Source organism: Mesorhizobium sp. 113-1-2, from assembly GCF_016756475.1.
Classification (GTDB): Bacteria; Pseudomonadota; Alphaproteobacteria; order Rhizobiales; family Rhizobiaceae; genus Mesorhizobium; species Mesorhizobium loti_C.
The window spans coordinates 6,877,271-6,903,043 of the sequence record NZ_AP023242.1 but is presented as its reverse complement, the minus strand read 5'-3'; the positions used below and the strand labels follow the sequence as shown (position 1 = coordinate 6,903,043).

Below are 25,773 nucleotides of genomic sequence, written 5' to 3'. Positions count from 1 at the left end.
AGGGGAACAGCAATGAATGCATATCTGCGAATGACCGGCCTTGCGCTGGCGATATCCACCATGGCCTGGGGCGGGGTTTCCCGGGCCGCCGAGATTGCGAAATCCACCGACGTCAAGCAGAGCGGGACGCTCGCCGTCGCCAACACGCTGGACTATGCGCCGTTTGAATATCTCGACGCCGACGGCAAGCAGACCGGCATCATCATCGAACTGGCCGGCGAGGTGGCCAAGCTCGTCGACGCCAAGCTCGACGTGCAGCGCACGCCGTTCCCCTCGATGATCCCCGGCCTGGCCGCCGGCCGCTTCAAGATCGCCTGGGAGACGTTCTCGGCCACGCCCGAGCGGCTGAAGCAGGTCGATTTCGTCATGTTCCTGAAGGCCGGCCTGGCTGTTTCGACGTCGCCGGACAAGAAGGCGAGCTTCAGCGGCGACACCCCGCTCTGCGGCAAGCGCGTCGGCGTTTCGGCCGGCAGCGCCTCGGATTTCCTGGTCGACAAGCTGAGCAAGGAATGCACCGACAAGGGCCAGGCGGCCATTGCGAAGTCTGTCTTCAACTCCTCGACGGATATCGTCCAGGCCGTGCTGTCCGATCGTGTCGACGCCCGCATGGACGATGCAACCGCTTCGAGCTATTTCGAGGTGACGAGCAAGGGCCAACTGGTGGTGCTGCCGACGCTTTACGATGTCGCGCCACTCGGCATGGCGATCGCCAAGGACGACAAGGAGACCGCCGACATGATGGTGGCAGCGCTCGCCGAACTGTTCAAGAACGGCACCTACAAGGCTACCTTGGAAAAGTACGGCATGGGCGCCTACGCGATCAAGGAACCTTACTTCGTCGGCACCATGAACGCGCTGCGCGCCGAATAGGAATTACCCGGCGCCTGATCCTGGGTCAGGCGCCGGCCAGCAACCAGGAGACCATTGATGGGCATGGCCCACCAGACCGAGATCGGCGTCGAGCCAGGCGTTGCCGTCGCTGTGTCACGACTGACGGTCGTGCCGCAGCGCCGCTATGGCATCTGGGTCGGCACGGCGTTCGCCTTGCTGCTGGCCTTCCTGATCATCCGCGCTTTCGCCAGCAACCCGGCCTTCGCCTGGGGCACGGCCGCCGGCTACCTGTTCCATCCCTCGATCATGCGCGGCCTCGGCAACACGCTGGTGCTCACTGTCATCATCATGCTGCTGGCGATCGTGGTCGGCACCGTCATCGCCATCATGCGGGTGTCGCCAAGCCCGGTGCTGCGCGCCTTCGCGGGCGTCTATGTCTGGTTCTTCCGCGGTGTCCCGGCGCTGATCCAGCTGATCTTCTGGTTCAACCTGTCGCTGCTGGTGCGCGAAATCTCGCTCACTCTGCCTTTCCTGGGCACGCTGTTTTCCGTGCGCACCAATGACTTCATGACCCCGTTCTTCTCCGCAGTCGTGGCGCTTTCGCTGTGCGAGGCCGGCTATATGGCCGAGATCATCCGCGCCGGTATCAAGTCGGTGCCGCCTGGCCAGTCGGAAGCGGCGAGCGCGCTCGGCATGCCCTACCGCATGATCCTGAAGCGCATCACCCTGCCGCAGGCCATGCGCTTCGTGCTGCCGCCGACCGGCAACGAGGCGATCAACCTCTTGAAGATGACCTCGCTGGTGACCTTCATCGCGGTCGACGACCTGTTCTATACCGCGCAAAGCATCTATGCCCGCACCTTCGAGACCATCCCGCTCTTGATCGTGGTCGCCTTCTGGTATCTCGCCGTGGTCAGCATCATGTCGGTGGGACAGCATTTCCTGGAGCGCCATTTCGGCCGCAGCGACATGCGCCGAGAACCACTGACGATGCGCGCCTTGCGCAATCTGATCAGCCTGCGCGGCGTTGCCCGATGAGCGACGTGAAGTCCGAAAACCGCGCCCGCTTCGGCGTGCCGGCCGACTCCATGGTGTTCGCGCGTGGCGTGCGCAAAACCTATGGCTCGCTTGAGGTCCTCAAGGGTGTCGACTTTGATGTGGCCGAGGGAACGGTGGCCTGTATCATCGGTCCGTCGGGATCCGGCAAGAGCACGTTCCTGCGCTGCATCAACCATCTGGAAAAACTCAGCGGCGGCATCCTGTTGGTGGACAGCCAGTTCGTCGGCTACGACCTCCAGGGCGACAGGCTCTACGAGGTCAAGGACGATCTCCTGTGCCAGCGCCGGGCCGAGATCGGCATGCTGTTCCAGTCGTTCAACCTGTTCTCGCACATGACGGTGATGGAGAACCTGATCGAGGCACCGACGCAGGTGCGGCGCGTCCCGCTCGACCAGGCCAAGGCCGAGGCGGAAGTGCTGCTGCGGCGCGTCGGCCTCGCCGACAAGGTCGACCGCTATCCGCGCGAACTGTCCGGCGGCCAGCAGCAGCGCGTGGCGATCGCGCGTGCCATGGCGATGAAGCCGAAGGTGCTTTTGTTCGACGAGCCGACATCGGCGCTCGACCCGGAATTGGTCGGCGAAGTGCTGCAGGTGATGCGCGATCTGGCCGAGAGCGGGATGACGATGGTCGTCGTCACCCACGAAATCGGCTTTGCCCGCGAGATCGGCGATCATCTGGTCTTCATGGATGGCGGCGCGATCGTCGAACGCGGCGCGCCGCGCGAGATGATCGCCAACCCGCAATCGCCGCGCACCCGCGAGTTTTTGTCCCGGGTTCTCTGACGTCCGGCTGGTCGCTTCTCACGCCGCCAGCATCGCCGCGCCGAGGCTGCGGATGATTTTGGCCAGTTCGACGCATTCGCCATGCCTTGCATTGTTGCGCCGCCAGGCAAGGCAGATCATGCGTTGCGGCATCGGCTCCTGGAACGGCACGATCTTGAGGTCGGGGATGGTGCCGGCAGGCCCGGCCGCCATTTCCGGGATGAGCGTCACGCCGAGTCCGTGCGCCACCATCTGCAACAGCGTGGTCAGGCTGGTGGCGCCGTAGCTGGCCATCGCCACCGGCCGCACATTGCCGCAGACGGCGAGCGCTTGTTCGCGCAGGCAATGGCCTTCCTCCAGCAGCATCAGCCGCTCCAGTGCCGGGCTTTCGGGCGGCACCGGCGGCGAGGCGAAGGCCGGATCGCCTGCCGGCACGGCGAGGAAGAAACGGTCGGGGAAAAGGGCCTCGGTGATCAGACCGGGATGGTCGAGCGGAAGCGCGGCGATAAAAGCGTCGAGCTTGCGCGATGCGACGTCCTCGACCAGGGCAGTGGTGACCGCCTCGCGCAGTTCGAGCTGCAGGGCCGGGAAATGCTTTTTCAGTTCGGGCAAGGCGCGCGGCAAAAGATAGGGCGCGACGGTCGGGATGATGCCCAGCCGGAAACGCCCCTCCATGGCCGTGCGGCCGCGCCGGGCCGTGGTTTCGACGTCGCGTATGTCGGCCAGGATGCGTTCGATGCGCGGCAAGAGCGCGATCGCTTCGTCGGTCATGCGCACCGACTTGCCGCCGCGTTCGAACAGCCGGCAGTTCAGCCGCTCTTCCATTTCGGCGATCTGCGAGGACAGTGCCGGCTGGCTGACACCGGCGAGCTTTGCCGCCCGCCCGAAATGCAGCGTCTGCGCCAGCGCGTCGAAATAATGCATCTGGCGAACTGTCAATCCGATCATAAGAAAATCCTATCGAAATGAACAGGAAAGGCAATTTGTTTTTATCGCGAATGCGGCCTAGTCTGGAATCATTCCAAGATGGTGCGGCCGACGAGCCGCCCCCCAAAATCTTGGCAAAGATCAAAACTCGGCAAAATCGGAGACTGAAGATGGACGCGAACACCGATGACAAAAGCGCGGGCAAATGCCCGGTCGCGCACGGAGCCGTTGGCAGGACCAATCGTGACTGGTGGCCGAACCAGCTGAATGTGCAGATCCTGCACCAGCAGTCATCCCTGTCCGACCCGATGGGCGAGGCGTTCGATTATGCCGAGGAATTCAAAAGCCTCGACCTCGACGCCGTCATCAAGGACCTGCATGCGCTGATGACGGATTCGCAGGAATGGTGGCCGGCCGATTTCGGCCATTACGGGCCGCTGTTCATCCGCATGGCCTGGCACAGCGCCGGCACCTACCGCATCGCCGACGGCCGCGGCGGCGCCGGGGCCGGCCAGCAGCGTTTCGCGCCGCTCAACAGCTGGCCGGACAACGTCAACCTCGACAAGGCTCGGCGTCTGCTGTGGCCGATCAAGCAGAAATATGGCCGCAAGATCTCCTGGGCCGACCTTTTGATCCTGACCGGCAACGTCGCGCTGGAATCGATGGGCTTCAAGACCTTCGGTTTTGCCGGCGGCCGCGCCGATGTCTGGGAGCCCGAGCAGGACGTCTATTGGGGTCCCGAAGGCAAGTGGCTGGCCGACGAGCGCTATAGCGGCGACCGTGACCTGCAGAATCCCCTCGGGGCCGTGCAGATGGGCCTGATCTATGTCAACCCGGAAGGGCCGAACGGCAATCCGGATCCGCTGGCCGCGGCGCGCGACATCAGGGACACCTTCGCCCGCATGGCGATGAACGACGAGGAGACGGTCGCGCTCATCGCCGGGGGCCATACGTTCGGCAAGACCCATGGCGCTGGCGATGCGAGCCTGGTGGGCGTCGAGCCGGAAGGCGCCGATATCGAGCAGCAGGGTCTTGGCTGGGCGAGCAAATTCGGCACCGGCAAGGGCGGTGACGCCATCGGCAGCGGTCTGGAAGTCATTTGGACGACGACGCCGACCAAATGGAGCAACAACTTCTTCGACAATCTGTTCGGCTTCGACTGGGAGCTGACCAAGAGCCCGGCCGGCGCGCATCAGTGGACGCCGAAGGGTGGCGCGGGCGCCGGCACGGTGCCGGACGCACACAACTCGGCCAAGCGCCACGCACCCTCCATGCTGACCACCGACCTCGCGCTGCGTTTCGATCCTTCCTACGCAACGATCTCGAAGCGCTTCCATGAGAACCCGGATCAGTTCGCCGACGCTTTCGCCCGCGCTTGGTATAAGCTGACCCACCGCGATATGGGCCCGGTCGCCCGCTATCTCGGCCCGTTGGTTCCGAAGGAAGAGCTGCCCTGGCAGGACATCATCCCGGCGGTCGATCATGTGCTGATCGACGAGCAGGATGCCGAAGCGCTCAAGGCCAAGATCCTGGCTTCGGGCCTGTCGGTGTCGCAGCTGGTTTCGACGGCCTGGGCGTCGGCCTCGACCTTCCGTGGTTCCGACAAGCGCGGCGGCGCCAATGGCGCACGCATCCGCCTCAGCCCGCAAAAGGACTGGGCCGTCAACCAGCCGGCGGAGCTGGCCAAGGTTCTCGGCAAGCTCGAGGCGATCGCCAAGGACTTCAACGCTTCGCAGACCGGCAGCAAGAAGGTCTCGCTTGCCGACCTGATCGTTCTCGGCGGCAACGCGGCAATCGAGAAGGCTGCAAAGGCCGCCGGCCACAGCGTCGACGTTCCGTTCTGGCCAGGCCGCATGGATGCCTCGCAGGAGCAGACGGACATCCACTCCTTCGCGCCGCTGGAGCCGACGATTGACGGCTTCCGCAACTATGTCAGCGGCAAACAGCGGCTGACTGTCGAGGAGGCGCTGGTCGACCGGGCGCAGTTGCTGACGCTGACCGCGCCGGAGCTGACCGTCCTCGTCGGCGGCCTGCGCGTTCTCGGCGCCAATGCCGGGCAGTCCAAGCATGGCGTCTTCACCAAGCAGCCGGAAACGTTGAGCAACGACTTCTTCGTCAACCTGCTCGACATGGGCACGGAGTGGAAGGCGACATCGGATGCCAAGGATGTGTTTGAGGGCCGCGACCGCAAGACCGGCGAAGTCAAATGGACCGGCACCCGTGCCGACCTGATCTTCGGCTCGCACTCCCAGCTGCGCGCGCTCGCCGAAGTCTATGCGACGGCGGACGCCAAGGCGAAGTTTGCCAGGGATTTCGTCGTGGCCTGGACCAAGGTGATGAACGCCGACCGCTTCGACATCGCCGGCTGATCCGGACAAGCTCTATCCATAAAAAAGGCGCGGGCCGTAGCCCGCGCCTTTTTCGTTCAGGCTTTCGAGATCAGTCCTTCTCGAAGATGCGTGCCTTGGCGACGACGCCGGCGATGGCGCCGCCGAGTAGCGGGGCGACGATGAACAGCCAGAGCTGGCTGAGCGCGGCGCCGCCGGTGAACAGCGCCGGGCCGATGGAGCGGGCCGGATTGACCGAGGTACCGGTGACCGGGATCATGGCGAAGTGAATGCCCGCCAGCGTCAGGCCGATGACCAGGCCGGCAAATGCCGTCGAGTGCTTTTCAGCGGTCACGCCCAGGATCACCGTGACGAAGGTGAAGGTGCCGATCAGCTCCCACAGGAAGGCCGAGCTCATGCCCCATTTCGTCTCGTCCCAGCCATTGGCGCCGAAGCCGCCGGTGTGGCCGCCGGCCTGGCCGGAAACGATGATCCACAGTGCCAGCGAAGCCAGGATGGCGCCGATGATCTGCGCGATCCAATAGGGGATGACGTCCTTGGCCGGCAGCCGGCCGGCGAGGAAGACGCCGAGCGTCACCGCCGGATTGAGATGCGCGCCCGAAATCGGGCCGATTGCATAGGCGGCGGCGATGAGGCCGATGCCGAATGCCAGACCAATACCTTCCTGGCCGAGCGGCAGCGCGCCGCCGAAGCCGCCCGTCACCACCGACGCCGTGCCGATGAACACCAACAGAAATGTGCCTAGAACTTCCGCCAGATAAGTTTTCATTGCCCTCTCCTCGTAGCGATCCGCCGGTCCACGTTTTCCGCGCCGCGAATCATGCTGTGAAGAGTATTCCCAAGCGAAAAACTTGGAAAGCTGAGCGGTTGCGCCACAAGCCGTGCTTGCGGTCGCCAGTTGCAAACATTAGAGACCTTGCATTTATTGATCGATCTGCTGTTGCCGGCCCGCGATATTTATGGATCGGACAGATTTCAGAAGGCCGCTTTGTCGCGAGATGGGGCGGGGTTCAATCCGGACGCGAAAGGCTCTAAGAGCAGGCGATAGATCTCGATTTGATGGAATGATCAATGCGACTAGGCGGACGGCTGGCTGCGGCCATCGAAGTGCTGGAGGACATTGGCCGGCGTCACCGGCCGGTGGCCGATGCGCTGAAGGATTGGGGCCTGTCGCACCGCTTCGCCGGCGGCGGTGATCGCGCGGCGATCGGCAACATCGTCTACGACGCGCTGCGTCACAAGCGCTCGGCCGGCTGGCTGCTCGGCGGAGACACGCCACGCGCCATCGGCTTCGGCGCATTGCTGCTCGAATGGGGCCAGACGGCGCAGTCGCTCAACGACGCGCTCGACGGCGACAAGTTCGCGCCGCCGCTGCTCAGCGCCACCGAACTGCAGACGATCTCCGGTCGCCAGCTTGCCGACGCGCCGCCCGCGGTGCGCGCCGACATACCCGATTGGTGCGAACTGCTTTTCGAACGGGCTTTTGGCGAGGCATGGGTCGGGGAGGGCGCAGCACTTGCGACACGCCCGCCGCTCGACATCAGGGTCAACACGCTGCAGGCCGATCGCGCCAAGGTGCTCAAGGAGCTAGCCGATACAGGAGCGCAGCCCGCGCGGATCGCGCCGCTCGGCATCCGCATTCCGCCCATCGACGGCGACGGCAGGCACCCCAACGTGCAGTCGGAGCCGGCCTTCCAGAAAGGCTGGTTCGAGGTCCAGGACGAGGGCTCGCAAATAGCGGCAACGCTTGCCGGCGCCGAAGCCGGCATGCAGGTGCTCGACTTCTGCGCCGGCGCCGGCGGCAAGACACTGGCGCTGTCGGCCGCGATGGACAATCGCGGCCAGATCTTCGCCCACGATGCCGAAAAGGCGCGGCTGGCGCCGATCTTCGACCGCATCCGCCGTTCGGAAAACCGCAATGTGCAGGTCGTCACCAAGCCGGCTGAACTCAGCCCCCTCGCCAACCATATGGACATCGTGCTGGTCGATGCGCCCTGCACCGGCAGCGGCACCTGGCGGCGCCGTCCCGATGCCAAATGGCGGCTGACGCAAAGGCAGCTCGACGCCCGCAAGGGCGAACAGTCGGCAATCCTCGATGCCGCCAAACTGTATGTGAAACCCGGCGGCCTGCTGGTCTACATCACCTGTTCGGTGTTCGACGAGGAGAATGGCGAGCAGATCGCGGCATTTCGCGAGCGGCACAAAGGCTTTGCCCCGGTTGATCATCGCGCGTTGTGGAACGGCCATTTTCCGGGCCATGAGGCGGCCGCACGGATCGGCTCCGCCGGCGATGTTTCGCTGTCGCCGTTGCTGAGTGGAACGGACGGGTTTTATTTCTGCGCGCTGCGCAAGGCGAGTTGAACGCTGCCGTTGACAGGCAGCGATCATGCTCCAGTTGCAGATGCGCGGCGCCGAGCCGCCACGGGGTGGGACTCTTGAAGAAATATCCGTCGCTGCTGCTTTTCCTTGTCCTGGCGCTGGGCGGTGGCCTGCTGATCGGTTACGCGACCTTGCCGGGCGCCTGGTACGCATCGCTGGCCAAGCCGCCCTTCAATCCGCCCAACTGGGTCTTTGGGCCTGCCTGGACACTGCTCTATGTGCTGATCGCCGTGGCCGGCTGGCGAACATGGGTGCGAGAACCCAAGGGAACAGCGATGAAGGTCTGGGGCATCCAGCTCGCTCTGAATTTCGCGTGGTCGCCAACCTTCTTCGGCGCCAAGATGATGGGACCTGCCTTGGTCGTCATTGCGCTTCTTCTCGCGAGCATCTTGCTGTTCATCGCCAGCGCCTGGAACCGCGACCGGCTGTCCAGCTGGCTGTTTGTGCCTTACGCGGCCTGGGTGGCGTTCGCCACTCTGCTCAACGCCTCGCTTCTCTGGTTGAACTAGGACGCTCGCATTGTCGTTTTGTTGCAGTGCAGCAAAAGCATTTGCCTGCCGCTCGTGCCTCTGCGATAAGATTTTCCGGCAAAACTGAAGGCATCAGCGATGGCAGCAAAGATCGTACCGGCTCCGGACTATGAGGATCGCGTTAGGGCATCCTTCGCCCGCCAGCAGGCGATGGCGACGATCGGCGCCGAACTGACATTGGTGACCCCCGGCATCATCGAGATCGAGATGCCCTATTCAGCCGCCTTGACCCAGCAGCATGGTTTTCTCCACGCTGGCGTCATCTCGACCGCGCTCGACTCGGCCTGCGGTTACGCGGCATTCTCGCTGATGCCGGAGAATTCCGGCGTGTTGACCATCGAATTCAAGGTCAACCTACTGGCGCCGGGCAGGGGCGAACGTTTTCTGTTCCGTGGCTCGGTGACCAAGCCCGGACGCACCATCATCGTTGCTGACGGCCAGGCCTATGCCTTCGCCGCCGACGGCGAGGCCAAGCTGATCGCCACCATGACCGGCACGATGATGACGGTGCTGGGCCGGGATGGCATCGCGGGGTGATCCGATGGGAAACGTTACGCGAATTGGCGGCAAGGATGTCCTCTTCGTCATGGCGGCGCAGGCTGAATACGGTCCGCATCTGCAAAAACTATTCACGCCGCTGATGACGGGTGTCGGCCCGGTCGAAGCCGGTGTCCGGCTCGGCGCCGAACTCTCCTGGTTGAAATCCGAGAAGGCGTTGCCGGACCTTGTTGTCTCGCTCGGCTCCGCCGGCAGCCGGACCCTGGAACAGACCGAAATCTATCAGGCCGTCTCCGTCAGCTATCGCGACATCGATGCCTCGCCGCTGGGTTTCGAGAAAGGCGCGACACCGTTCCTCGATCTGCCGGTGACGGTGCCGCTGCCGTTTCGTATCCCCGAAATCAAGGAAGCCACGCTGTCGACCGGCGGCGCTGTCATCACCGGCGCTGCCTATGATGCAATCGCGGCCGACATGGTCGACATGGAGACCTTCGCCTGCCTGCGCGCCTGTCAGCTGTTCGACATCCCCCTCATCGGGCTGCGCGGCATTTCCGACGGCGCGGCGGATTTGCGGCATGTCGGCGACTGGACCGAATATCTGCATGTCATCGACGAGAAGCTGGCCGACGCCGTCATGCGCCTCGAACAGGCGATCGGCTCGGGTCTGCTCCGGGCGGATTCACCCCGAGCCGAGACGAGACTCGTCTGAAAGTCAGCCTACGCAACCCATTGCGCCGACTCATTTCTTTCTCTAAACGCTCGCCATGAAAACAGCCAATCATCCCGACACCGTCCTGATTGTCGATTTCGGCAGCCAGTTTACCCAGCTCATCGCCCGCCGCATTCGCGAGGCCGGCGTGTTTTCCGAGATCGTGCCGTTCCAGTCGGCCGAAGCCGCGTTCAAACGCATCAATCCCAAAGCCGTCATCCTGTCGGGCGGTCCCGCGTCGACATCGGATATCGGCAGCCCGCGCGCCCCGCAGATCGTCTTCGAGGCCGGCGTGCCGGTGCTCGGCATCTGCTACGGCCAGATGGCCATGTGCGTGCAGATGGGCGGTGTCGCCGAAAGCTCCAACCATCGCGAGTTCGGCCGCGCCTTCGTCGAGATCGAGAAGGACAGCCCGCTGTTCGACGGCCTTTGGGCCACCGGCCAGCGCCATCAGGTGTGGATGAGCCATGGCGACCGGGTCATCGCCTTGCCGCCGGGTTTTCAGGTCTTCGGCAAGTCGGAGAGTTCGCCCTTCGCCATTTTCGGCAATGTCGAGCGCAAGATGTACGGCATCATGTTCCATCCGGAAGTGGTGCACACGCCCGATGGCGCCAGGCTGCTTAGGAACTTCGTCCACAACATTGCCGGCATCGAGGGCGATTGGACGATGCGCGCCTACCGCGAACACGCGGTCGAGGCGATCCGCAAGCAGGTCGGCAAGGGCAAGGTCATCTGCGCGTTGTCGGGCGGTGTGGATTCTTCGGTCGCCGCGCTTTTGATCCACGAAGCGGTCGGCGATCAGCTGACCTGCATCCTCGTCGACCATGGCCTGATGCGCAAGGACGAGGCGGCCGGTGTGGTGGCGATGTTCCGCCAGCACTACAATCTGCCGCTGATCCTGGTCGATGCCTCGGAAAAATTCATCTCGGCGCTGGAAGGCGAGGTTGACCCGGAGAAGAAGCGCAAGACCATCGGCCGGCTGTTCATCGAAGTGTTCGAGGAAGAGGCCAAGAAACTCGGCGGTGCCGATTTTCTGGCGCAAGGCACGCTCTATCCCGACGTTATCGAAAGCGTCTCCTTCACCGGCGGCCCGTCGGTGACCATCAAGTCGCACCACAATGTCGGCGGCCTGCCTGCGCGCATGAACATGCAACTGGTCGAGCCGCTGCGCGAACTGTTCAAGGATGAGGTGAGGGCGCTGGGCAAGGAGCTTGGCCTGCCCGAAAGCTTCATCGGCCGCCACCCGTTCCCGGGACCGGGCCTTGCCATACGCTGCCCGGGCGGCATCACCCGCGAGAAGCTGGAGATCCTGCGCGAGGCCGATGCCATCTATCTCGACGAGATCCGCAAGGCCGGCCTCTACGACGCCATCTGGCAGGCCTTCGCCGTGCTGCTGCCGGTGCAGACCGTCGGCGTGATGGGCGACGGCCGCACCTACGAATTCGTCTGTGCGCTACGCGCCGTCACCTCGGTCGACGGCATGACGGCGGACTTCTACCACTACGACATGGCCTTCCTGGGCGCCGCCGCCACGCGCATCATCAACGAAGTCCGCGGCATCAACCGCGTCGTCTACGACGTGACGTCGAAGCCGCCTGGTACGATCGAGTGGGAATGATTCAGACCCACTCAAACGCCGCCGAAAATACGCCAATCTGCGACGTAACGTACTGAAAACAAAAGTAAATCCTTTCAGAGATAATCAGCGACAATCGGCACGCAGAGATTGGCTGTGACGGACCGACCGACGGGTCGCATACATATTGCCCACCCGAAATTTTCTGAGTACCGTCACAGTCAATGAGGCTAGTGACGGTACTTTTTTGCCCCATAAGGCATTGAAGAAAAAAGGAATTTTCTGCCGAGAAGCCTCAAAATTGTACTGACGGTACTTTTTCAGGAGGCAGTAGGCATGCTGACGGATGCCGCCCTTAAAGCGCTGAAACCAAAACAGAAAATCTACAAGATTGCTGACCGTGACGGCATGTACATCAGGGTCATGCCCAGTGGCGCGATCTCGTTTCGGCTGGATTACAGGCTCAACGGGCGTCGCGAGACGGTCTATCTCGGCAGGTATGGGCGGGACGGAATCTCGCTCGCCTTGGCTCGAGAGAAGTGCCTTGACGCGAAGCGCGCTGTTCGCGAGGGACGATCGCCGGCCATCGAGAAGCAGCGCGCGAAGCGCCGCCTGAAAGAGGCTAAGAGTTTTGGCGAGTTCGGGGGGAAGTGGCTCACAGCCGCGCCGATGGCCGACAGCACGCGCGCCATGCGGCGCTCCATCTTCGAGCGAGAGCTTCTTCCGGTCTGGCGCAATCGCCTCCTGACGGAGATCACTCCGGACGATCTACGAGCCCATTGTGGGAGCATCGTCGAACGTGGTGCTCCTGCGACCGCTATCCACGTAAGAGACATCTTGAAGCAGATTTACGGCTTTGCGATCCTGCACGGGGAGAAGGTGGCCAACCCGGCCGATGAAGTTGGGCCCGCATCGATTGCTACGTTCGTGCCAAAGGACCGTTCGCTTTCGCCTTCAGAAATCCGAGTGATGCTGAAGCAGCTTGAGCACATCGCCACCCTTCCCACGATCCGCTTGGGAATGTGGCTTTACCTCCTCACGATGGTGCGAAAGAGTGAGCTGCAGGACGCGGTGTGGGACGAGGTCGATTTCGAGAATGCGGTCTGGACAATTCCAAAGGAACGCATGAAGCGGTCGAAAGCGCACAACGTCTATCTGTCGCGCCAGGCGCTCGACATCATGATCGCCCTGAAGACCTGTGCGGGAAATTCCAGATACCTCCTTCCATCGCGGTACGATGCGGATGCTCCGATGTCGCGCGCCACGTTTAATCGGATCACCTACGCCGTCGTCGAACGGGCGAAGGCGAACGGCCTGCCTCTGGAGCCGTTTACGGTTCATGACCTGCGGCGTACGGGCTCGACCTTGTTGAATGAACTTGGCTTCAACAGCGATTGGATCGAGAAATGTCTGGCGCACGAGGACGGGCGCTCGTCGCGAGGTGTCTACAACAAGGCTGAGTATGAAGTTCAACGCCGGCACATGATGCAGGAATGGTCGGACATCATTGATGCCTGGGTGGATGCCAAGACGCACCTGCCGACTCTCATCCCGCCGTCGATGCCGATCCTGGCGCCCGATCCGGCGCTTTAACTGGACGAGACCGTGCCGAGCGGGAATGCTCAGAGATTGGCCAGCGGACTTAGCGGCGCCATGGGTCCGCCGCGGCGGCAAATGCGCCCGAACGAAATGCTTATCGACACCGCACCGAGGCGCTTACGGTATTTGTGCCCGCTCTTGCGCCCTGGCAGGAGAGGTTTTCCGTAAACTCACATCGGGAGGGCTTGCTCGGGGGATCGGAACTGCCCTGCGAGCCTGGAGCCAGGCTTCTACTTCGGCCAGATCCCAAACAACGCACCGAGGGGTGAGAGCGAAGCGTCGTGGAAATTGCCCGCGTTGCTCCATTTCATAGATTGTGCTGTCGGCCAAAGGTACGATTTCGCGCAGCTCCTTGCGGCGGATCGTTCGCCTTGTTGCACTTTTCGCGGGACCAGTCATGGCGTCATTTCTCCATCGCTGAGGACGCGATTGAAGCCGATAGTCTTCAAGGGTGAAACGGCTGGAAGCCGCCAAGCGCATTCAGGGCGGTGATTTCGTAGATATCGGATAGTGAGGGATAACTATGGCCCGGATCGACCATTCGTCATGCGCGGCGAATCGCTTCCTGCTCTGTTGTCAGCGTAGCAAGCGAGATTTCATATGGCGCCCTTCGCCGGGGGCGGTCGGTCCCGCATCCGAGCGCCGGAAAAACCGGCAAGGAATAGAATGGTGAAAGTCCATTTCAGTGAAGGAGTAGCAATCCACATTGGCTCCGAGCCGTGCGCCAACGCCCGCGAGGTCGTTGGTGAAGCGTCGGTAGGAGAAAGCACAGGCCAGCCATTGAGCCGCGTAAGGGACCTAATCTCGAGTGCCGACGGCGTGGATGCTCCGGAAGGCAACATGGTAGGGCGCGTTATTGCGAGTGCCCGACCAACTCGGCGTGGTCGTAGAACCTGGCATGTGCGGAAATTCCTTGTTCGGGAACCGGGAGATCTCACGATTGACCAAGGCGGTATCACCTTCCTTGGTCCGTATCGGGAAAGCGAAAGCATGAGCCGATGATGAACGATCGTGAGAAGTCAGACGTTGCCGTAGTAGCTATGAAGCTGACGAACAAGGCCGGGGAACCGGCTGCGGAGTCGGTGGAGCCAAGGGCAGCGACCAAGGGAAATGCGGACCAGCAAACCACGCGCCGGGCTCAGGACCGGGAAAGCGTGTCACATGCGCTGGAACGCATACGGCAAGTCGCAAGACTTAGGAAGCAGGAGAGGTTCACCAACCTCTTTCACCATCTCAATCTAGAAACGTTGAGGACGGCATTCTACGCTTTACGGCGTGATGCAGCCCCCGGCGTCGACGGGCTGACATGGCGAGCCTACGAAGCGGACCTTGATCACCTGATCGAGAATCTGCGCGATAAGCTTCAAAGAGGTGCATACCGGGCAAGCCCCGCACGGCGGCAATACATACCAAAGCCGGACGGACGCCAACGCCCGCTCGCAATCGCCGCCCTTGAGGACAAGATTGTCCAAAGAGCGACGGTCGCGGTGCTCAACGCGATCTACGAGGAAGACTTCCTCGGGTTCTCGTATGGGTTCCGGCCCGGACGCGGCCAACACGATGCGCTGGACGCACTCGCGGTCGGGATCGAAAAGCGAAAGGTGAACTTCATACTGGACGCTGATATCCAGCAGTTCTTCGACCGGGTCAGTCAGGAATGGCTGGTCAGGTTCTTGAACCATCGGATCGGCGACCAGCGCATCATCCGTCTCATCCAGAAGTGGCTGAAGGCGGGTGTTCTGGAAGAAGGGATTGTCACGACGTCTGAACAGGGAACGGGTCAGGGATCGGTGGCTTCGCCACTGCTCGCGAACCTCTACCTGCACTACGTCTTCGACCTTTGGGCTAACCGCTGGCGACAGCGGTCCGCCACGGGAAACATGATCATCGTGCGCTACGCGGACGATATCGTGGTGGGCTTCGAACGAGAAGCCGACGCACACCGTTTCCAGATCGAGATGCGAGAACGGTTGGAGGAGTTCTCTCTGTCACTGCACCCTGAGAAAACGCGCCTGCTAATGTTTGGCCGCTACGCGGCCAGTCGGCGACAGGAACGTGGTCTGGGAAAACCGGAGACCTTCGACTTTCTCGGCTTTACCCATATCTGCGGCAAATCACTGCGGGGAGACTTCATGCTTCTGCGGAAGTCCCGCCGCGACCGCATGAGGGCAAAGCTCCGGGAGATCAAGGACCGGCTGCGATGGTTGAGAAACCGGCCAATTCGCGAACAAGCGAAATGGCTCAGGCAGGTCGTGCGCGGATACTATGAGTATCACGCCGTGCCCGCCAACCTGCGATCACTTCAGGCATTTCGGGAGCATGTCATCTTCCTCTGGAAGTTGGCTCTGAGACACCGTGGCCAGATGGACACGACGTCGACGTCCCGAGTGGAAAAGCTAGCAGCGCAATGGCTTCCGAAACCAAGAATCCTGCATCCCTGGCCGGCAATCCGCTTCGCCGTCAAACACCCAAGGTAGGAGCCGTATGCGGGAATTCTGCACGTACGGATCTGTGCGGGGGGCGCTCAGCAATGAGCGTCCCTACCGCGATCGCCTCACGGCGGCGCTATGCTGATGCTCCTTCGGCCGCCCTGTTGAACCGGTCTCAGGGCCACGAACTTGCTCCAGCACCGAACTGACTTGGTCGCAATGACGGACATTTCGGTGCTTCCGCTTTGTACGCCGTTTTTCATTCGGTCGGGAGCGCAGGGGCTCTCCCGACGGAGAGTTAGAGGATGGGGCGGGTTTTTCCCGACGGGTTGAAAGCGGAAGGAAAGGCCTTCGGCGCCCGTCGCGGAGAACCGCGATGTCTGTCCCGACCAATCGAGCCCATGCCGCCGCCGACCGTTCGAATCTCTACGACGAGATCACCGGGAAGATAATTGTCGAGCTGGAAGCGGGTCGTTTTCCTTGGGTTCAGCCATGGGGGACGTCTGCGGCAAATGCGTCGCTCTGCCTGCCGCAAAATGCCAGCACGCATCGCCCGTACAGCGGGATTAACGTGCTTATCCTCTGGGGTGCGGTCGTCGAGCGCGGGTTCCCAACACAGAATTGGATAACCTATCGACAGGCATTCGCACTCGGCGGGAATGTCCGTAGAGGCGAGCGCGGGACAACGGTCGTTTATGCCGATCGTTTTGTCCCGGATTACGAGAAGAAGCGCGCTCGCGAGACGGGCGAGGAAGCTCAAGTCATCGCATTCCTCAAGCGCTTCACGGTTTTCAACATCCAGCAATGTGAGGGGCTCCCGGATGAAGTCGCAGCTTCGGCTGCACTGCCGGCGGGTACCCCGATCGAACCGCGTGTCGAGGCGCTGATCAAGGCTACCGGTATAGACTTTCGTATTGCCGGCGACAGGGCGTTCTATGTGCCTGCCCACGATTATATCCAGGTCCCTCCGCCCCAAGCTTACTTCGAGCCGATCAATTGGCATCGGACAGCCTTGCATGAGCTCGGACATGCAACTGGTCACAGTTCACGCCTGGATCGCAAATTCTCCGGCTCTACCGCCTCCAGAAGATATGCGTTCGAGGAACTCGTGGCAGAAATCAACGCGGCGTTCTGCTGCGCAGCCCTGGGCATCGTCCCCACGGTTCGGCATGCGGACTATATCGACTCATGGCTAGAGGTTCTGCGCGAGGACAATCGCGCCATCGTCCGTGCCGCCAGCCAGGCCAGCAAGGCGGCCGACTGGCTTCTCGGCCACCTGCCGGTGGAGGCCGAAGCATCCGTCGGGCTGGACGCAGGCAACGATAGATGCGCGGCATGACCTTCGCTGGCTCGAACAGCGCATGCGCCGTCCCGCCGATCGGCATAGCCATCAGGTGCCAGCCGCACTTCGTCGATCCGCTTCAACAATCGGTTCATGTGGAGACAAGGTTCAGGCCGACATGCCTTCAGCGTGTAGCCCCGGCTGTCGATCAACGGTGTGTCGGATCGTGCAGGAAAGGAGAGGGAGAGGGTTGGAGGGGTCTTGTGACGGGCTCAAGGCTGAGAGAGAGGCTCTCGGCGGCCCGTCGCGGAGAAGTTCAATGACCACTGCCGTCCAAAAGATCACGCTATCGTCCTCGCGCGATATCCCTTTCAACAAGCTGGTGCTCGGCCAGTCCAATGTGCGTCGCATCAAGGCAGGCGTCTCGATCGACGACCTCGCTGCTTCGATCGCTCGCCGTGGGTTGATCCAGAGCCTGCACGTTCGTGCTGTGTTTGATGCCGACGGCCAAGAGACGGGGATGTTCGAGGTGCCAGCTGGCGGCCGCCGATATCGCGCCCTCGAGATGTTAGTTAAGCAGAAGCAGCTTGCCAAAACAGCGCCGGTGCCATGTGTCGTCGGCAATTCTTCCAGCGCAATTCTGGCGGCGGAAGTGTCATTGGCTGAGAACATCGAACGCGCGCCACTTCACCCGCTGGATCAATATCGGGCCTTCAAGGATTTGCTCGACCAGGGCATGACAGAGGAGGAGATTGCGGCTGCTTTCTTCATCTCGGTCAACGTCGTCAAGCAGCGGCTCAAGCTGACAACCGTTTCGCCAGCACTTCTCGACGTTTATGCCGAGGACGGCATGACGATCGCTCAGCTTGAAGCATTTTCCGTCGGCAAGGACCATGTCCGACAGGAGCTGGTCTGGGAGGCGATCAAGAACAACTGGTCGAAAGAGCCATACCAGATCCGCCGCATGCTGACTGAGAATACGGTCCGCGTCTCCGACAAACGGGCTGTGTTCATCGGTCTCGAGCGCTATGCGGCAGCAGGCGGCGAAGTGTTGCGCGATCTGTTCCAGTCGGACGATGGTGGGTGGCTGCAGGACGTCGCGCTGCTTGAACGGCTAGTCACGGAAAAGCTGCAGATGATGGCCGCCGAAATCGCCAATGAGGGCTGGAAGTGGATCGAAGTCGCAGTGAGTTTTCCCTATGGCGCGACAAACGGTTTGCGCGAGCTCGAGAGTACGCCGATCGACCTCGCCAGTGACGAGCAGGCCACGCTGGATGCGCTGCGTGACGAGTTCGACAAGCTTCAGACGCAGTACGAGGAGGCCGACGAGTTGCCGGATGACGTCGACCAGCGGTTTGGGGAGATCGAAACGGCGATCAAATCGATCGAGGCGCGTCCCGTTCGCTTCGATCCCACGGAAATCGCGAGAGCGGGCGTCTTCGTCAGCGTCGATACGGACGGATCACTTCTCGTCGAGCGCGGCTATGTGAAGCCGGAGGATGAGGCGCCCGTGACACCCGAGGGCGATAATGATCCCGGCATCGAAGGATCCGGCGTTTCGGCCACAGGCTCTAATCAGCGGGCCGTCATCACCATCGGTGGCCGGCCGGTTGACCCGGACGATGATGAGGAGGATGGCATCAAGCCATTGCCGGATCGGCTGATCATGGAACTGACCGCGGATCGCACGCTGGCTCTGCGTGACAAGCTCGCAAACGATCCGGCAACTGCTTTTCTGGCCGTGCTTCACAAATTCGTCCGTGACGCTTTCTCTCGCTACAGCGCGCAAGGCGTGGCGATGGAAGTCTTTGTCCGTGGCACGGTCTTTCCGGTCCAGTCCGAAGGGCTTCGGGACACGATTTATGCGCACTCGATCCAGGCACGCCACGAGGCCTGGGAAAAGCGTCTTCCAACTGACGTAGCCGACCTATGGGACGCGCTCTCTGCACTGACGGGTAGCGAGCAAGCCGAGCTTTTCGCCCATTGCGCATCCCTCGGCGTCAACGCCCTTTACGAAAGGGCTGATCGCTGCAGTAACGGCGCCATCTCAACGCACGGCGTCCAGCAGCGCCTTGCGGATGCCGATCACCTTGCTCGGGCAGTTGGGCTCGACATGATCGCCGCCGGATGGCGCCCCACAGTCGGCAACTATCTCGGCCGCGTCACCAAGGCGCGTATCCTGGAAGCCGTTCGCGAGGGTGCTGGCGAGCGCGCCTCCCAGCTCATTGACCACCTCAAGAAGGGCGACATGGCCAAGGAAGCCGAACGCCTGCTGGCCGATAGTGGCTGGCTGCCCGAGCCTCTGCGGCTTGTCGACCTTGATGTCGAAGTAGCCGACACCAACGCTGGCGACGACGGTCAAGCTCTGCCTGAATTCCTGGCAGGTGACAACGATGTGGCTGCTGTGGATCAGGACGAAAAACAGCTAGACGCCGCCGAATAGGCCGTTTTCCTTCCGCGCCCATCGCCCGGCTCTCGCAAGAGTGCCGGGCGTTTTTGCGTACGGTGGTGAGAGTGAGTGTCCGGCCGGGACGGATTGAGCCCGTGCGGTCAGAGAGAGCGCCGATGGGCTTTTCCCGGTCTCGCTCTCCAGAGGATTTCCGATGAACTTCTTGTCTCCGACATTAACCGGCAATCCGGTCCCTCCCGCCGGTACGCATATCGATCCGGCCGGAGCATTCTACGCGGCGGCTCTGCGTCTACTCCCCCACCTCGAATGCGGCCGGCGCGTCGATGCCGTCGTCCTGCGAGCTGCAATGGAAGCCTCATTCGGGGCCTCCGACACAAGCGGCGCCTGGGACTGGAAGACGGCCTATGACGCCTGCGAGGCCGCCACCGTCCTGTTCCTGCGCAAATACGGCAGGTCGCTTCTGCGCAAGGCCGGCTCCGTGGCTTCCGCTATGCCGCTTTTCAGCCGGATTGCGGACCTTCTGCCCACGCATACCCGCCGCTCCGAGGAATCTCAGGCGCTGCAGCAATTCTCGACGCCTATCCCGCTTGGCCTCGCAGCCGTCTCCGCGGCCGCCATAACGGCGTCCGACCGCGTGCTTGAGCCTTCCGCCGGTACCGGGCTGCTTGCCATCCTCGCCGAGATCGCGGGCGGCTCGCTTGTCCTGAACGAGCTTGCAGAGACTCGTGCGGGTCTCCTGTCCAATCTCTTCCCGGCCCTTACGGTCACGCGGTTCGACGCGGCCCAGATCGATGATCATCTCGATCCCGCAAGCTTGCCTACCGTCGCGCTGATGAATCCGCCGTTCTCGGCCCTCGCCAACGTGCGTGGTCGCGTCGCGGATGCGGCCTATCGCCATGTCGCCTCAGCACTCGCCCGGCTCGCCGACGGGGGCCGGCTGGTCACCATCACCGGGGCAAGTTTCGGACCGGAGATGCCAGCGTGGCGCGATACATTCGTGCGCCTCCAGGAGCATGGTCGTGTCGTTTTCACCGCCACGATCAGCGGCGCCGTCTATGCCAAGCATGGCACCACGATCGAGACCCGACTGACGGTCATCGACAAGACGCCTGCTGGTGATACGTCCCTCATCCCGAATGCACTCGGCGTTGCGCCGGATGTCGCCACCTTGCTCAGTTGGATCGAGGAACACGTTCCCGCCCGGCTGCCGGTCGCCGAAGCGGCTAAGGTCGTTCCCGCCACTTCACCGACGGTCCGCAGCTCTCTCGCCCGCACTGTCACAGGCCCAGTTCACCGGCAGCTGTCCGAGCCCGTCGGCGTTGAACTGTCGTACGAAACGGTCGATTGGACGCCCGACGAGGGAGCACGGCTGACCGACGCGATCTACGAGGACTATGGATTGCAGACGATCCGTATTCCCGGCTCAAAGGCTCACCCGACCAGGCTGGTGCAGTCCGCGGCGATGGCGTCGGTCGCGCCGCCAAAGCCCACTTATCGCCCGACCCTGCCCGACGATATCCTGGGGTCGCTCTCCGACGCCCAGCTCGAAACGGTGATCCTTGCCGGCGAGGCCCATTGCGGGTTTCTCGCCGGCTCGTGGTCAGTCGACCAAACGCTCGATCTTGTCAAAGCAGTACCCGATGACGCGCCGGCAGCCGTGCGCTTCCGGCGCGGCTTCTTCATCGGCGACGGTACCGGCGTCGGGAAGGGCCGGCAGTCGGCGAGCATCGTGCTCGACAACTGGCTGCAAGGCCGGCGCAAGGCTGTATGGATCTCGAAATCAGACAAGCTGCTTGAGGACGCGCAGCGCGACTGGGCCGCGCTCGGCATGGAACGCCTGCTGGTCACGCCGCTGTCGCGCTTTCCACAAGGGCGCACCATCACGCTCCCCGAAGGCATCCTGTTTACAACCTATGCCACGCTGCGCTCCGACGACCGCGGCGAAAAAGTTTCGCGCGTCAGGCAGATCGTCGAATGGTTGGGCTCGGATTTCGACGGAGTGCTCATATTCGACGAGGCGCACGCCATGCAGAATGCCGGCGGCGGCAAGGGAGAGCGTGGCGATGTCGCGCCCTCACAGCAAGGCCGCGCCGGTTTGCGCCTGCAACATGCTCTGGCCGGCGCCCGTGTCGTCTATGTCTCCGCCACCGGCGCGACCACCGTCGCCAATCTGGCCTACGCCCAGAGGCTCGGCCTCTGGGGAGGCGAGGACTTTCCGTTCTCGACCCGCGCGGAGTTCGTCGAGGCGATCGAGGCGGGTGGGGTGGCGGCGATGGAGGTGCTCGCCCGCGATCTTCGCGCGCTCGGCCTCTACACGGCACGCTCGCTCTCCTTTGATGGCGTCGAATATGAACTGGTCGAGCATGAACTGACGCCTGAGCAGCGGCGCATCTACGATGCTTATGCCGGCGCCTTTGCCGTGATTCACAACCATCTCGACGCAGCCATGCAGGCTGCCAACATTACCGGCGACAGCGGCACGTTGAACCGCCAGGCCAAGTCCGCCGCGCGCTCGGCCTTCGAAAGCGCCAAGCAGCGCTTCTTCGGTCACCTGCTGACGTCGATGAAGACGCCGACGCTGATCCGCTCGATCGAGCAGGATCTCCAGTCCGGGCATTCGACCGCGATTCAGATCGTCTCCACCGGCGAGGCGCTGATGGAACGCAGGCTGGCGCAGGTGCCGACGCAGGAATGGAACGATGTCCGCGTCGACATCACGCCACGCGAATACGTCTTATCCCGAGTTCGGGATAAGACGTAATATGCCGCGTCCGCGTTATGCAGGGCATGGCGGGTCAACTCTTTGATCTGCTTTTTCATTTTTCAATCTCCACTTGGCATAATCATGATGCCTCTGCTCTCAACAGCAGAAGGACACCCTCATGGCTTTCCCCACCAACTCTCGCTCCGGCGGTGACCCGCGCGCCGCCTCTCTCAAAGAACCTGCGCTCGTCCAAGGCTATCTGGCGCAGCACCCCAAGCTCGCGGCTGGTGCGCTGAGCGCGGCGCGACATTTTCTGAAGTGGGCAGGCGCCCACGGTATCGCGTACAAGGATCTCGATGCGGCAGCGGTTGATCGTTTCGCGCGGCATCGCTGTCGGTGCGGACGCTACAGCTCCCGGCAGTTGCGTGACCCGGTCTACATGACCGATGTCCGCCGGTTCCGCCGCTATCTGGAGAATGCCGGGATCGTGACCGTTCCGACCAGTGTCGAACGGCTGGACAAATACCTGCCAGAGTTCGCCGTCGGGCTTAGAGCGTCGGCTATAGCAAGCCGACCTATGCTCGACGATTAAGTCAGGCACGGCATTTCGCCGAATGGATCTTGCAGGCGCGCATTCCTGCAAAAGAGATCACTGACGACACCATTGAACAGTTCGCTCTGCACAATTGTCGGTGCGGTATCCGAACCAAGCGGGGCAGACGGGTGACCGGCACGGGAACCAGAGATCGCCGTCGCGGTGCCCGTCGCTTCGTCAATTTCCTGCGTGAACGGGGTGTGATCAATCTCTCGGCGCCACCCGATGCTCTGGCGATCGATCCGCGGCTGGACGGCTTAGCCGAATGGCTGCGCCACGAGCGTGGGGCGACTGAGGAGACGATCCGGCGCTACCAGCACGAGGCCGGCCGCTGGATCGGCGTTCTCGGCAAAGATCCAGGGCATTACAATGCAGCAATCATCCGCTCTATTGTTCTGGATCAGCGCCAGGAACGATCGCGTTCTTCGATCCGTATGACGGTGACCGTGCTGCGCGCGTTCCTGCGCTTCACCGTCAGCCAGGGACTTTGCGCCCCGTTTCTGCTGCATGCAGTGCCGCCAGCAGTTCGACGGAAGCTATCAACTGTTCCGCGCGTGATCCCGGCGGCAACGATTGAAGATATCATTGCATCCTCTGGCACGACGACACCGGTCGATATCCGGGATCGCGCCATCCTCCTCCTGCTCGCGCGAATGGCGCTGCGGGCCGGGGATGTGTGGCAACTGCGTCTATCCGATATCGATTGGCGGGCCAGTCGATTACGGTTGCACGGCAAAAGTCGTCGCGGGACGATGCTGCCGTTGCCCCAAGATGCGGGTGAAGCACTTCTCGCCTACATCGAGGATGCGCGGCCCGTCGTCTCGACGGACCGGGTATTTCTGCGGACACAGGCGCCGTTTACTCCGCTGCGTTCTTCGGCCGAGATCGCCGGCATCGTCGCTCGCGTCCTGAAGCGTGGTGGTTTCTCCCACCTGCCGACAGGATCCCATGTGTTCCGTCATTCACTGGCGTCCGCCTGGCTGCGCGACGGTGCCGACCTTGATCAGATCGGCGTCGCCCTCCGCCATGCCTCGCGGGACACGACCGCGATCTACGCGAAGGTGGATATCTCGATGCTGTCGGCCGTTGCCCAGTCTTGGCCGGGAGCAGCGTCATGATGCACCACCACGTCGATCGCTATATCCAATTGCATCGCGCCCTCGGCAAGAAGTTCGATGCGCAGGAACAGGCACTGAGTAAATTCGCTGTACTCGCCAGCGAAAGCGCCGCCACCATCATAACCGTCGAGTTGATACTAGAATGGGTGCGTGAAGCGGCTACGCCGAATGCCGCCCGTATCCGTTTTGGCCTCGCGCGCGCCTTTGCCGAGTTTCTGCACAGTGAAGACCCACGGCATGAAGTGCCGGCCGCAGGGTTGATGGGGCGCGGCAGACGGCGGCGGCCAGCTCCTTACATTCTGTTGCCGAATCAGATCACAGACATCATGGCGGAGGCCCTGAAGGTGCCGGGCTTGGCTCCGATCAGCCCGCTTACATATCATCATCTGTTCGGATTGCTTGCCTCGACAGGGCTCCGCATTTCGGAAGCTCTTTCCCTCCGCTGCGATGATCTGACGGATGACGGCCTCATGGTTCGCAGCGGCAAGTTCGGTAAAAGCCGCATTGTCCCGTTGCACGCTTCAACCCGCACTGCGCTTGAGCAATACCTTGCCGTCCGACGTGAGGTTCGCGGCGCAAGCGACGATCTCTTTGTGCTGGGTCACGGTCATGCGCCGACCAGGACCAGAGCCCATGTGGTTTTCGTCCGGATTGTTCGACAGCTCGGATACCGCAACCCAACGGGGCCTGGTCCCCGGCTGCACGATCTTCGTCACACCTTTGCAGTGCGGTCTCTGGAAGCCTGCGGGAATGATCCGCAGGCTATTCAGCGACACATGCTTGCGCTGAGCACCTATCTCGGCCATGCCGAGGTTGCCAACACCTATTGGTATCTCGAGGCGACACCTGTCCTGTTGCGCACAATCGCTTCAGCAACCGAAGGCGCTTTTGTCGGAGGTGCGGCATGACTCCGCTAGCTCCTGACCTTTCTGCATTCCTGCAAAACCACCTTCCGAATGAACGTGGTGCAAGCCCGCATACAATCGCGAGCTACGCGCATGCGTTCACGCTCTTGCTGCGTTTCACCACCGCTCGGCTCAAACGACAGCCCTCCGACCTCATGATCGAGGATCTCGACGTCGGACTCGTGCGAGCGTTTCTGCAGCATGTGGAAGAAGGGCGGGACAATACCGCCCGTTCTCGCAATGCACGGCTCTCGGCGATCAAGGCGTTCTTTCGCTTCGTCGAACATCGGCAACCGGCCTGTCTGGAGCAGGCTATGATGATCCGGGCGCTACCGGTCAAACGAACGGACACCCGGCTCATCGACTATCTGACTCGGGAAGAGATCCGAGCGCTGCTTGCGGCACCCGATATCCGCACGCGCGGCGGCCTGCGTGACCGCGCGATGCTCCATCTCGCCTATGCCGCGGGTTTGCGGGCATCCGAACTGTTGGCGATGCGGATGGAAGACTTCCCCGACAGGTCGCTTTCCAGCGTTCGCGTCCTCGGCAAGGGACGGCGAGAACGTATCCTGCCGCTCTGGAAAGAAACTCAGGCCGCATTGCGTGCATGGCTGGCCGTTCGGCCAAATGGTCACGGTCCAGAACTGTTCCTGAGCCGGGACGGCAAACGCATGAGCCGCGATGGATTCGCCTACAGGCTCAGCTTGCACGTTGCCAAAGCCGGCAAGACGGTGCCGTCGATTGCCGGCAAAAGCGTCACGCCGCACGTGCTTCGGCATAGCTGTGCCATGCACACGCTCCAGGCAACCGGAGACGTCCGTAAGGTGGCGCTCTGGCTCGGTCATGCCAGCATCCAGACCACCGAGATGTATTTGCGCGCCGACCCGACCGAGAAGCTTGCGCTTCTCGACGCGCACCATCCCCCGCTGATCAGGGCTGGCCGGTTCCGAGAGCCGTCGGACAAGCTGATGGCCGCTCTCGCGGCCGCAACCAACCCGCGGCACCAGTAAATCTGGAACGGCGATTATCGAAAGAGCAGTGCCGGGCGGCCTCCGCCCGGCATCTATTATTATGCCGAGTGGAGATCACGAAATGAAAAAGCAGATCAAAGAG

General features: G+C 62.3%; 20 protein-coding genes and 1 pseudogene. 18 read left to right on the top strand and 3 right to left on the bottom strand.

Annotated features, from left to right (window positions below; translation table 11 throughout):
• Window positions 1-12: 12 nt before the first annotated feature.
• From JN279_RS33295 to JN279_RS33285, 3 genes are read left to right on the top strand one after another with little or no spacing between them, the layout of a single operon-like run.
• Window positions 13-870 carry an ABC transporter substrate-binding protein gene (locus JN279_RS33295; RefSeq protein ID WP_202351314.1) on the top strand — a complete coding sequence of 286 codons (858 nt, stop codon included), beginning with the start codon at window positions 13-15 and terminating at the stop codon, window positions 868-870.
• A 57-nt stretch (window positions 871-927) separates the two neighbouring features.
• On the top strand, window positions 928-1,869 hold the full coding sequence (locus JN279_RS33290) for an amino acid ABC transporter permease (protein ID WP_202351313.1): 942 nt from the start codon (window positions 928-930) through the stop codon (window positions 1,867-1,869).
• A gap of 50 nt (window positions 1,870-1,919) precedes the next feature.
• Entirely contained in the window at window positions 1,920-2,672 is a 753-nt protein-coding gene (locus tag JN279_RS33285) for an amino acid ABC transporter ATP-binding protein (protein ID WP_202353859.1), read from the top strand.
• A gap of 18 nt (window positions 2,673-2,690) precedes the next feature.
• On the opposite strand, the gene JN279_RS33280 is transcribed toward JN279_RS33285, so the two are convergent.
• A complete protein-coding gene (locus JN279_RS33280) occupies window positions 2,691-3,599 on the bottom strand; it encodes a hydrogen peroxide-inducible genes activator (protein ID WP_096454534.1) in 909 nt (302 codons plus the stop codon).
• A gap of 149 nt (window positions 3,600-3,748) precedes the next feature.
• Between JN279_RS33280 and katG the strand changes: the two genes are divergently transcribed.
• Window positions 3,749-5,947 (top strand): catalase/peroxidase HPI, encoded by a 2,199-nt coding sequence (gene katG / locus JN279_RS33275; RefSeq protein WP_202351312.1) that lies wholly within the window; start codon window positions 3,749-3,751, stop codon window positions 5,945-5,947.
• Between the two features lie 70 nt (window positions 5,948-6,017).
• Here the strand turns inward: katG and JN279_RS33270 are convergent, their stop codons facing one another.
• The gene (locus JN279_RS33270) at window positions 6,018-6,695 is read right to left on the bottom strand and encodes an MIP family channel protein (protein WP_202351311.1); all 678 of its coding nucleotides are present in this window, start codon (window positions 6,693-6,695) and stop codon (window positions 6,018-6,020) included.
• Window positions 6,696-6,997: 302 nt separating this feature from the next.
• Here JN279_RS33270 and JN279_RS33265 point away from each other — a divergent pair, with 302 nt between their 5' ends.
• From JN279_RS33265 to JN279_RS33240, 6 genes are all read left to right on the top strand, one after another.
• Complete coding sequence (locus JN279_RS33265; RefSeq protein ID WP_202351310.1) at window positions 6,998-8,287, top strand: RsmB/NOP family class I SAM-dependent RNA methyltransferase; 1,290 nt, start codon at window positions 6,998-7,000, stop codon at window positions 8,285-8,287.
• Between the two features lie 74 nt (window positions 8,288-8,361).
• The gene (locus JN279_RS33260; RefSeq protein ID WP_096454540.1) at window positions 8,362-8,814 is read left to right on the top strand and encodes a TspO/MBR family protein; all 453 of its coding nucleotides are present in this window, start codon (window positions 8,362-8,364) and stop codon (window positions 8,812-8,814) included.
• 99 nt (window positions 8,815-8,913) lie between these two features.
• The gene (locus JN279_RS33255) at window positions 8,914-9,372 is read left to right on the top strand and encodes a PaaI family thioesterase (protein ID WP_015316525.1); all 459 of its coding nucleotides are present in this window, start codon (window positions 8,914-8,916) and stop codon (window positions 9,370-9,372) included.
• Window positions 9,373-9,376: 4 nt separating this feature from the next.
• Window positions 9,377-10,042: a 5'-methylthioadenosine/S-adenosylhomocysteine nucleosidase gene (locus JN279_RS33250; RefSeq protein ID WP_202351309.1), complete on the top strand. Its 666-nt coding sequence runs from the start codon at window positions 9,377-9,379 to the stop codon at window positions 10,040-10,042.
• Window positions 10,043-10,097: 55 nt separating this feature from the next.
• A complete protein-coding gene (gene guaA / locus JN279_RS33245; RefSeq protein ID WP_202351308.1) occupies window positions 10,098-11,660 on the top strand; it encodes a glutamine-hydrolyzing GMP synthase in 1,563 nt (520 codons plus the stop codon).
• A 294-nt stretch (window positions 11,661-11,954) separates the two neighbouring features.
• On the top strand, window positions 11,955-13,211 hold the full coding sequence (locus tag JN279_RS33240) for a tyrosine-type recombinase/integrase (RefSeq protein WP_202351307.1): 1,257 nt from the start codon (window positions 11,955-11,957) through the stop codon (window positions 13,209-13,211).
• 123 nt (window positions 13,212-13,334) lie between these two features.
• Here JN279_RS33240 and JN279_RS33235 read toward each other — a convergent pair whose 3' ends face one another.
• Window positions 13,335-13,616 (bottom strand): helix-turn-helix transcriptional regulator, encoded by a 282-nt coding sequence (locus tag JN279_RS33235; protein ID WP_202351306.1) that lies wholly within the window; start codon window positions 13,614-13,616, stop codon window positions 13,335-13,337.
• 602 nt (window positions 13,617-14,218) lie between these two features.
• Here JN279_RS33235 and ltrA point away from each other — a divergent pair.
• The 8 genes and pseudogenes from ltrA (at window position 14,219) to JN279_RS33195 (ending at window position 25,670) form a co-directional block, all read left to right on the top strand.
• On the top strand, window positions 14,219-15,694 hold the full coding sequence (gene ltrA, locus JN279_RS33230) for a group II intron reverse transcriptase/maturase (protein WP_244734261.1): 1,476 nt from the start codon (window positions 14,219-14,221) through the stop codon (window positions 15,692-15,694).
• A gap of 328 nt (window positions 15,695-16,022) precedes the next feature.
• Window positions 16,023-16,985, top strand: coding sequence for an ArdC family protein (locus JN279_RS33225; RefSeq protein WP_202351304.1), 963 nt, complete (start codon window positions 16,023-16,025; stop codon window positions 16,983-16,985).
• 262 nt (window positions 16,986-17,247) lie between these two features.
• Entirely contained in the window at window positions 17,248-19,371 is a 2,124-nt protein-coding gene (locus tag JN279_RS33220) for a ParB/RepB/Spo0J family partition protein (RefSeq protein ID WP_202351303.1), read from the top strand.
• 160 nt (window positions 19,372-19,531) lie between these two features.
• A pseudogene (locus tag JN279_RS33215) lies at window positions 19,532-22,075 on the top strand (strawberry notch-like NTP hydrolase domain-containing protein); the annotation flags it as partial.
• Between the two features lie 145 nt (window positions 22,076-22,220).
• The gene (locus tag JN279_RS33210; RefSeq protein WP_202351302.1) at window positions 22,221-22,634 is read left to right on the top strand and encodes a hypothetical protein; all 414 of its coding nucleotides are present in this window, start codon (window positions 22,221-22,223) and stop codon (window positions 22,632-22,634) included.
• Window positions 22,635-22,663: 29 nt separating this feature from the next.
• Window positions 22,664-23,755, top strand: coding sequence for a tyrosine-type recombinase/integrase (locus tag JN279_RS33205; RefSeq protein ID WP_202351301.1), 1,092 nt, complete (start codon window positions 22,664-22,666; stop codon window positions 23,753-23,755).
• Window positions 23,752-24,663 (top strand): tyrosine-type recombinase/integrase, encoded by a 912-nt coding sequence (locus tag JN279_RS33200; RefSeq protein ID WP_202351300.1) that lies wholly within the window; start codon window positions 23,752-23,754, stop codon window positions 24,661-24,663. The genes JN279_RS33205 and JN279_RS33200 overlap by 4 nt, the downstream gene beginning before the upstream one ends.
• Window positions 24,660-25,670 (top strand): tyrosine-type recombinase/integrase, encoded by a 1,011-nt coding sequence (locus JN279_RS33195; protein ID WP_202351299.1) that lies wholly within the window; start codon window positions 24,660-24,662, stop codon window positions 25,668-25,670. The genes JN279_RS33200 and JN279_RS33195 overlap by 4 nt, the downstream gene beginning before the upstream one ends.
• The last annotated feature ends 103 nt before the right edge of the window (window positions 25,671-25,773 follow it).

What these genes read in the sequence shown, in the direction of transcription:
- JN279_RS33295 (WP_202351314.1), top strand. Translation starts at nt 13, where the DNA reads ATGAATGCATATCTGCGAATGACCGGCCTTGCGCTGGCGATATCCACC.
- JN279_RS33290 (WP_202351313.1), top strand. Translation starts at nt 928, where the DNA reads ATGGGCATGGCCCACCAGACCGAGATCGGCGTCGAGCCAGGCGTTGCC.
- JN279_RS33285 (WP_202353859.1), top strand. Translation starts at nt 1,920, where the DNA reads ATGGTGTTCGCGCGTGGCGTGCGCAAAACCTATGGCTCGCTTGAGGTC.
- JN279_RS33280 (WP_096454534.1), bottom strand. Translation starts at nt 3,599, where the DNA reads ATGATCGGATTGACAGTTCGCCAGATGCATTATTTCGACGCGCTGGCG.
- katG (WP_202351312.1), top strand. Translation starts at nt 3,749, where the DNA reads ATGGACGCGAACACCGATGACAAAAGCGCGGGCAAATGCCCGGTCGCG.
- JN279_RS33270 (WP_202351311.1), bottom strand. Translation starts at nt 6,695, where the DNA reads ATGAAAACTTATCTGGCGGAAGTTCTAGGCACATTTCTGTTGGTGTTC.
- JN279_RS33265 (WP_202351310.1), top strand. Translation starts at nt 6,998, where the DNA reads ATGCGACTAGGCGGACGGCTGGCTGCGGCCATCGAAGTGCTGGAGGAC.
- JN279_RS33255 (WP_015316525.1), top strand. Translation starts at nt 8,914, where the DNA reads ATGGCAGCAAAGATCGTACCGGCTCCGGACTATGAGGATCGCGTTAGG.
- JN279_RS33250 (WP_202351309.1), top strand. Translation starts at nt 9,377, where the DNA reads ATGGGAAACGTTACGCGAATTGGCGGCAAGGATGTCCTCTTCGTCATG.
- guaA (WP_202351308.1), top strand. Translation starts at nt 10,098, where the DNA reads ATGAAAACAGCCAATCATCCCGACACCGTCCTGATTGTCGATTTCGGC.
- JN279_RS33240 (WP_202351307.1), top strand. Translation starts at nt 11,955, where the DNA reads ATGCTGACGGATGCCGCCCTTAAAGCGCTGAAACCAAAACAGAAAATC.
- JN279_RS33235 (WP_202351306.1), bottom strand. Translation starts at nt 13,616, where the DNA reads ATGACTGGTCCCGCGAAAAGTGCAACAAGGCGAACGATCCGCCGCAAG.
- ltrA (WP_244734261.1), top strand. Translation starts at nt 14,219, where the DNA reads ATGAACGATCGTGAGAAGTCAGACGTTGCCGTAGTAGCTATGAAGCTG.
- JN279_RS33225 (WP_202351304.1), top strand. Translation starts at nt 16,023, where the DNA reads ATGTCTGTCCCGACCAATCGAGCCCATGCCGCCGCCGACCGTTCGAAT.
- JN279_RS33220 (WP_202351303.1), top strand. Translation starts at nt 17,248, where the DNA reads ATGACCACTGCCGTCCAAAAGATCACGCTATCGTCCTCGCGCGATATC.
- JN279_RS33210 (WP_202351302.1), top strand. Translation starts at nt 22,221, where the DNA reads ATGGCTTTCCCCACCAACTCTCGCTCCGGCGGTGACCCGCGCGCCGCC.
- JN279_RS33200 (WP_202351300.1), top strand. Translation starts at nt 23,752, where the DNA reads ATGATGCACCACCACGTCGATCGCTATATCCAATTGCATCGCGCCCTC.
- JN279_RS33195 (WP_202351299.1), top strand. Translation starts at nt 24,660, where the DNA reads ATGACTCCGCTAGCTCCTGACCTTTCTGCATTCCTGCAAAACCACCTT.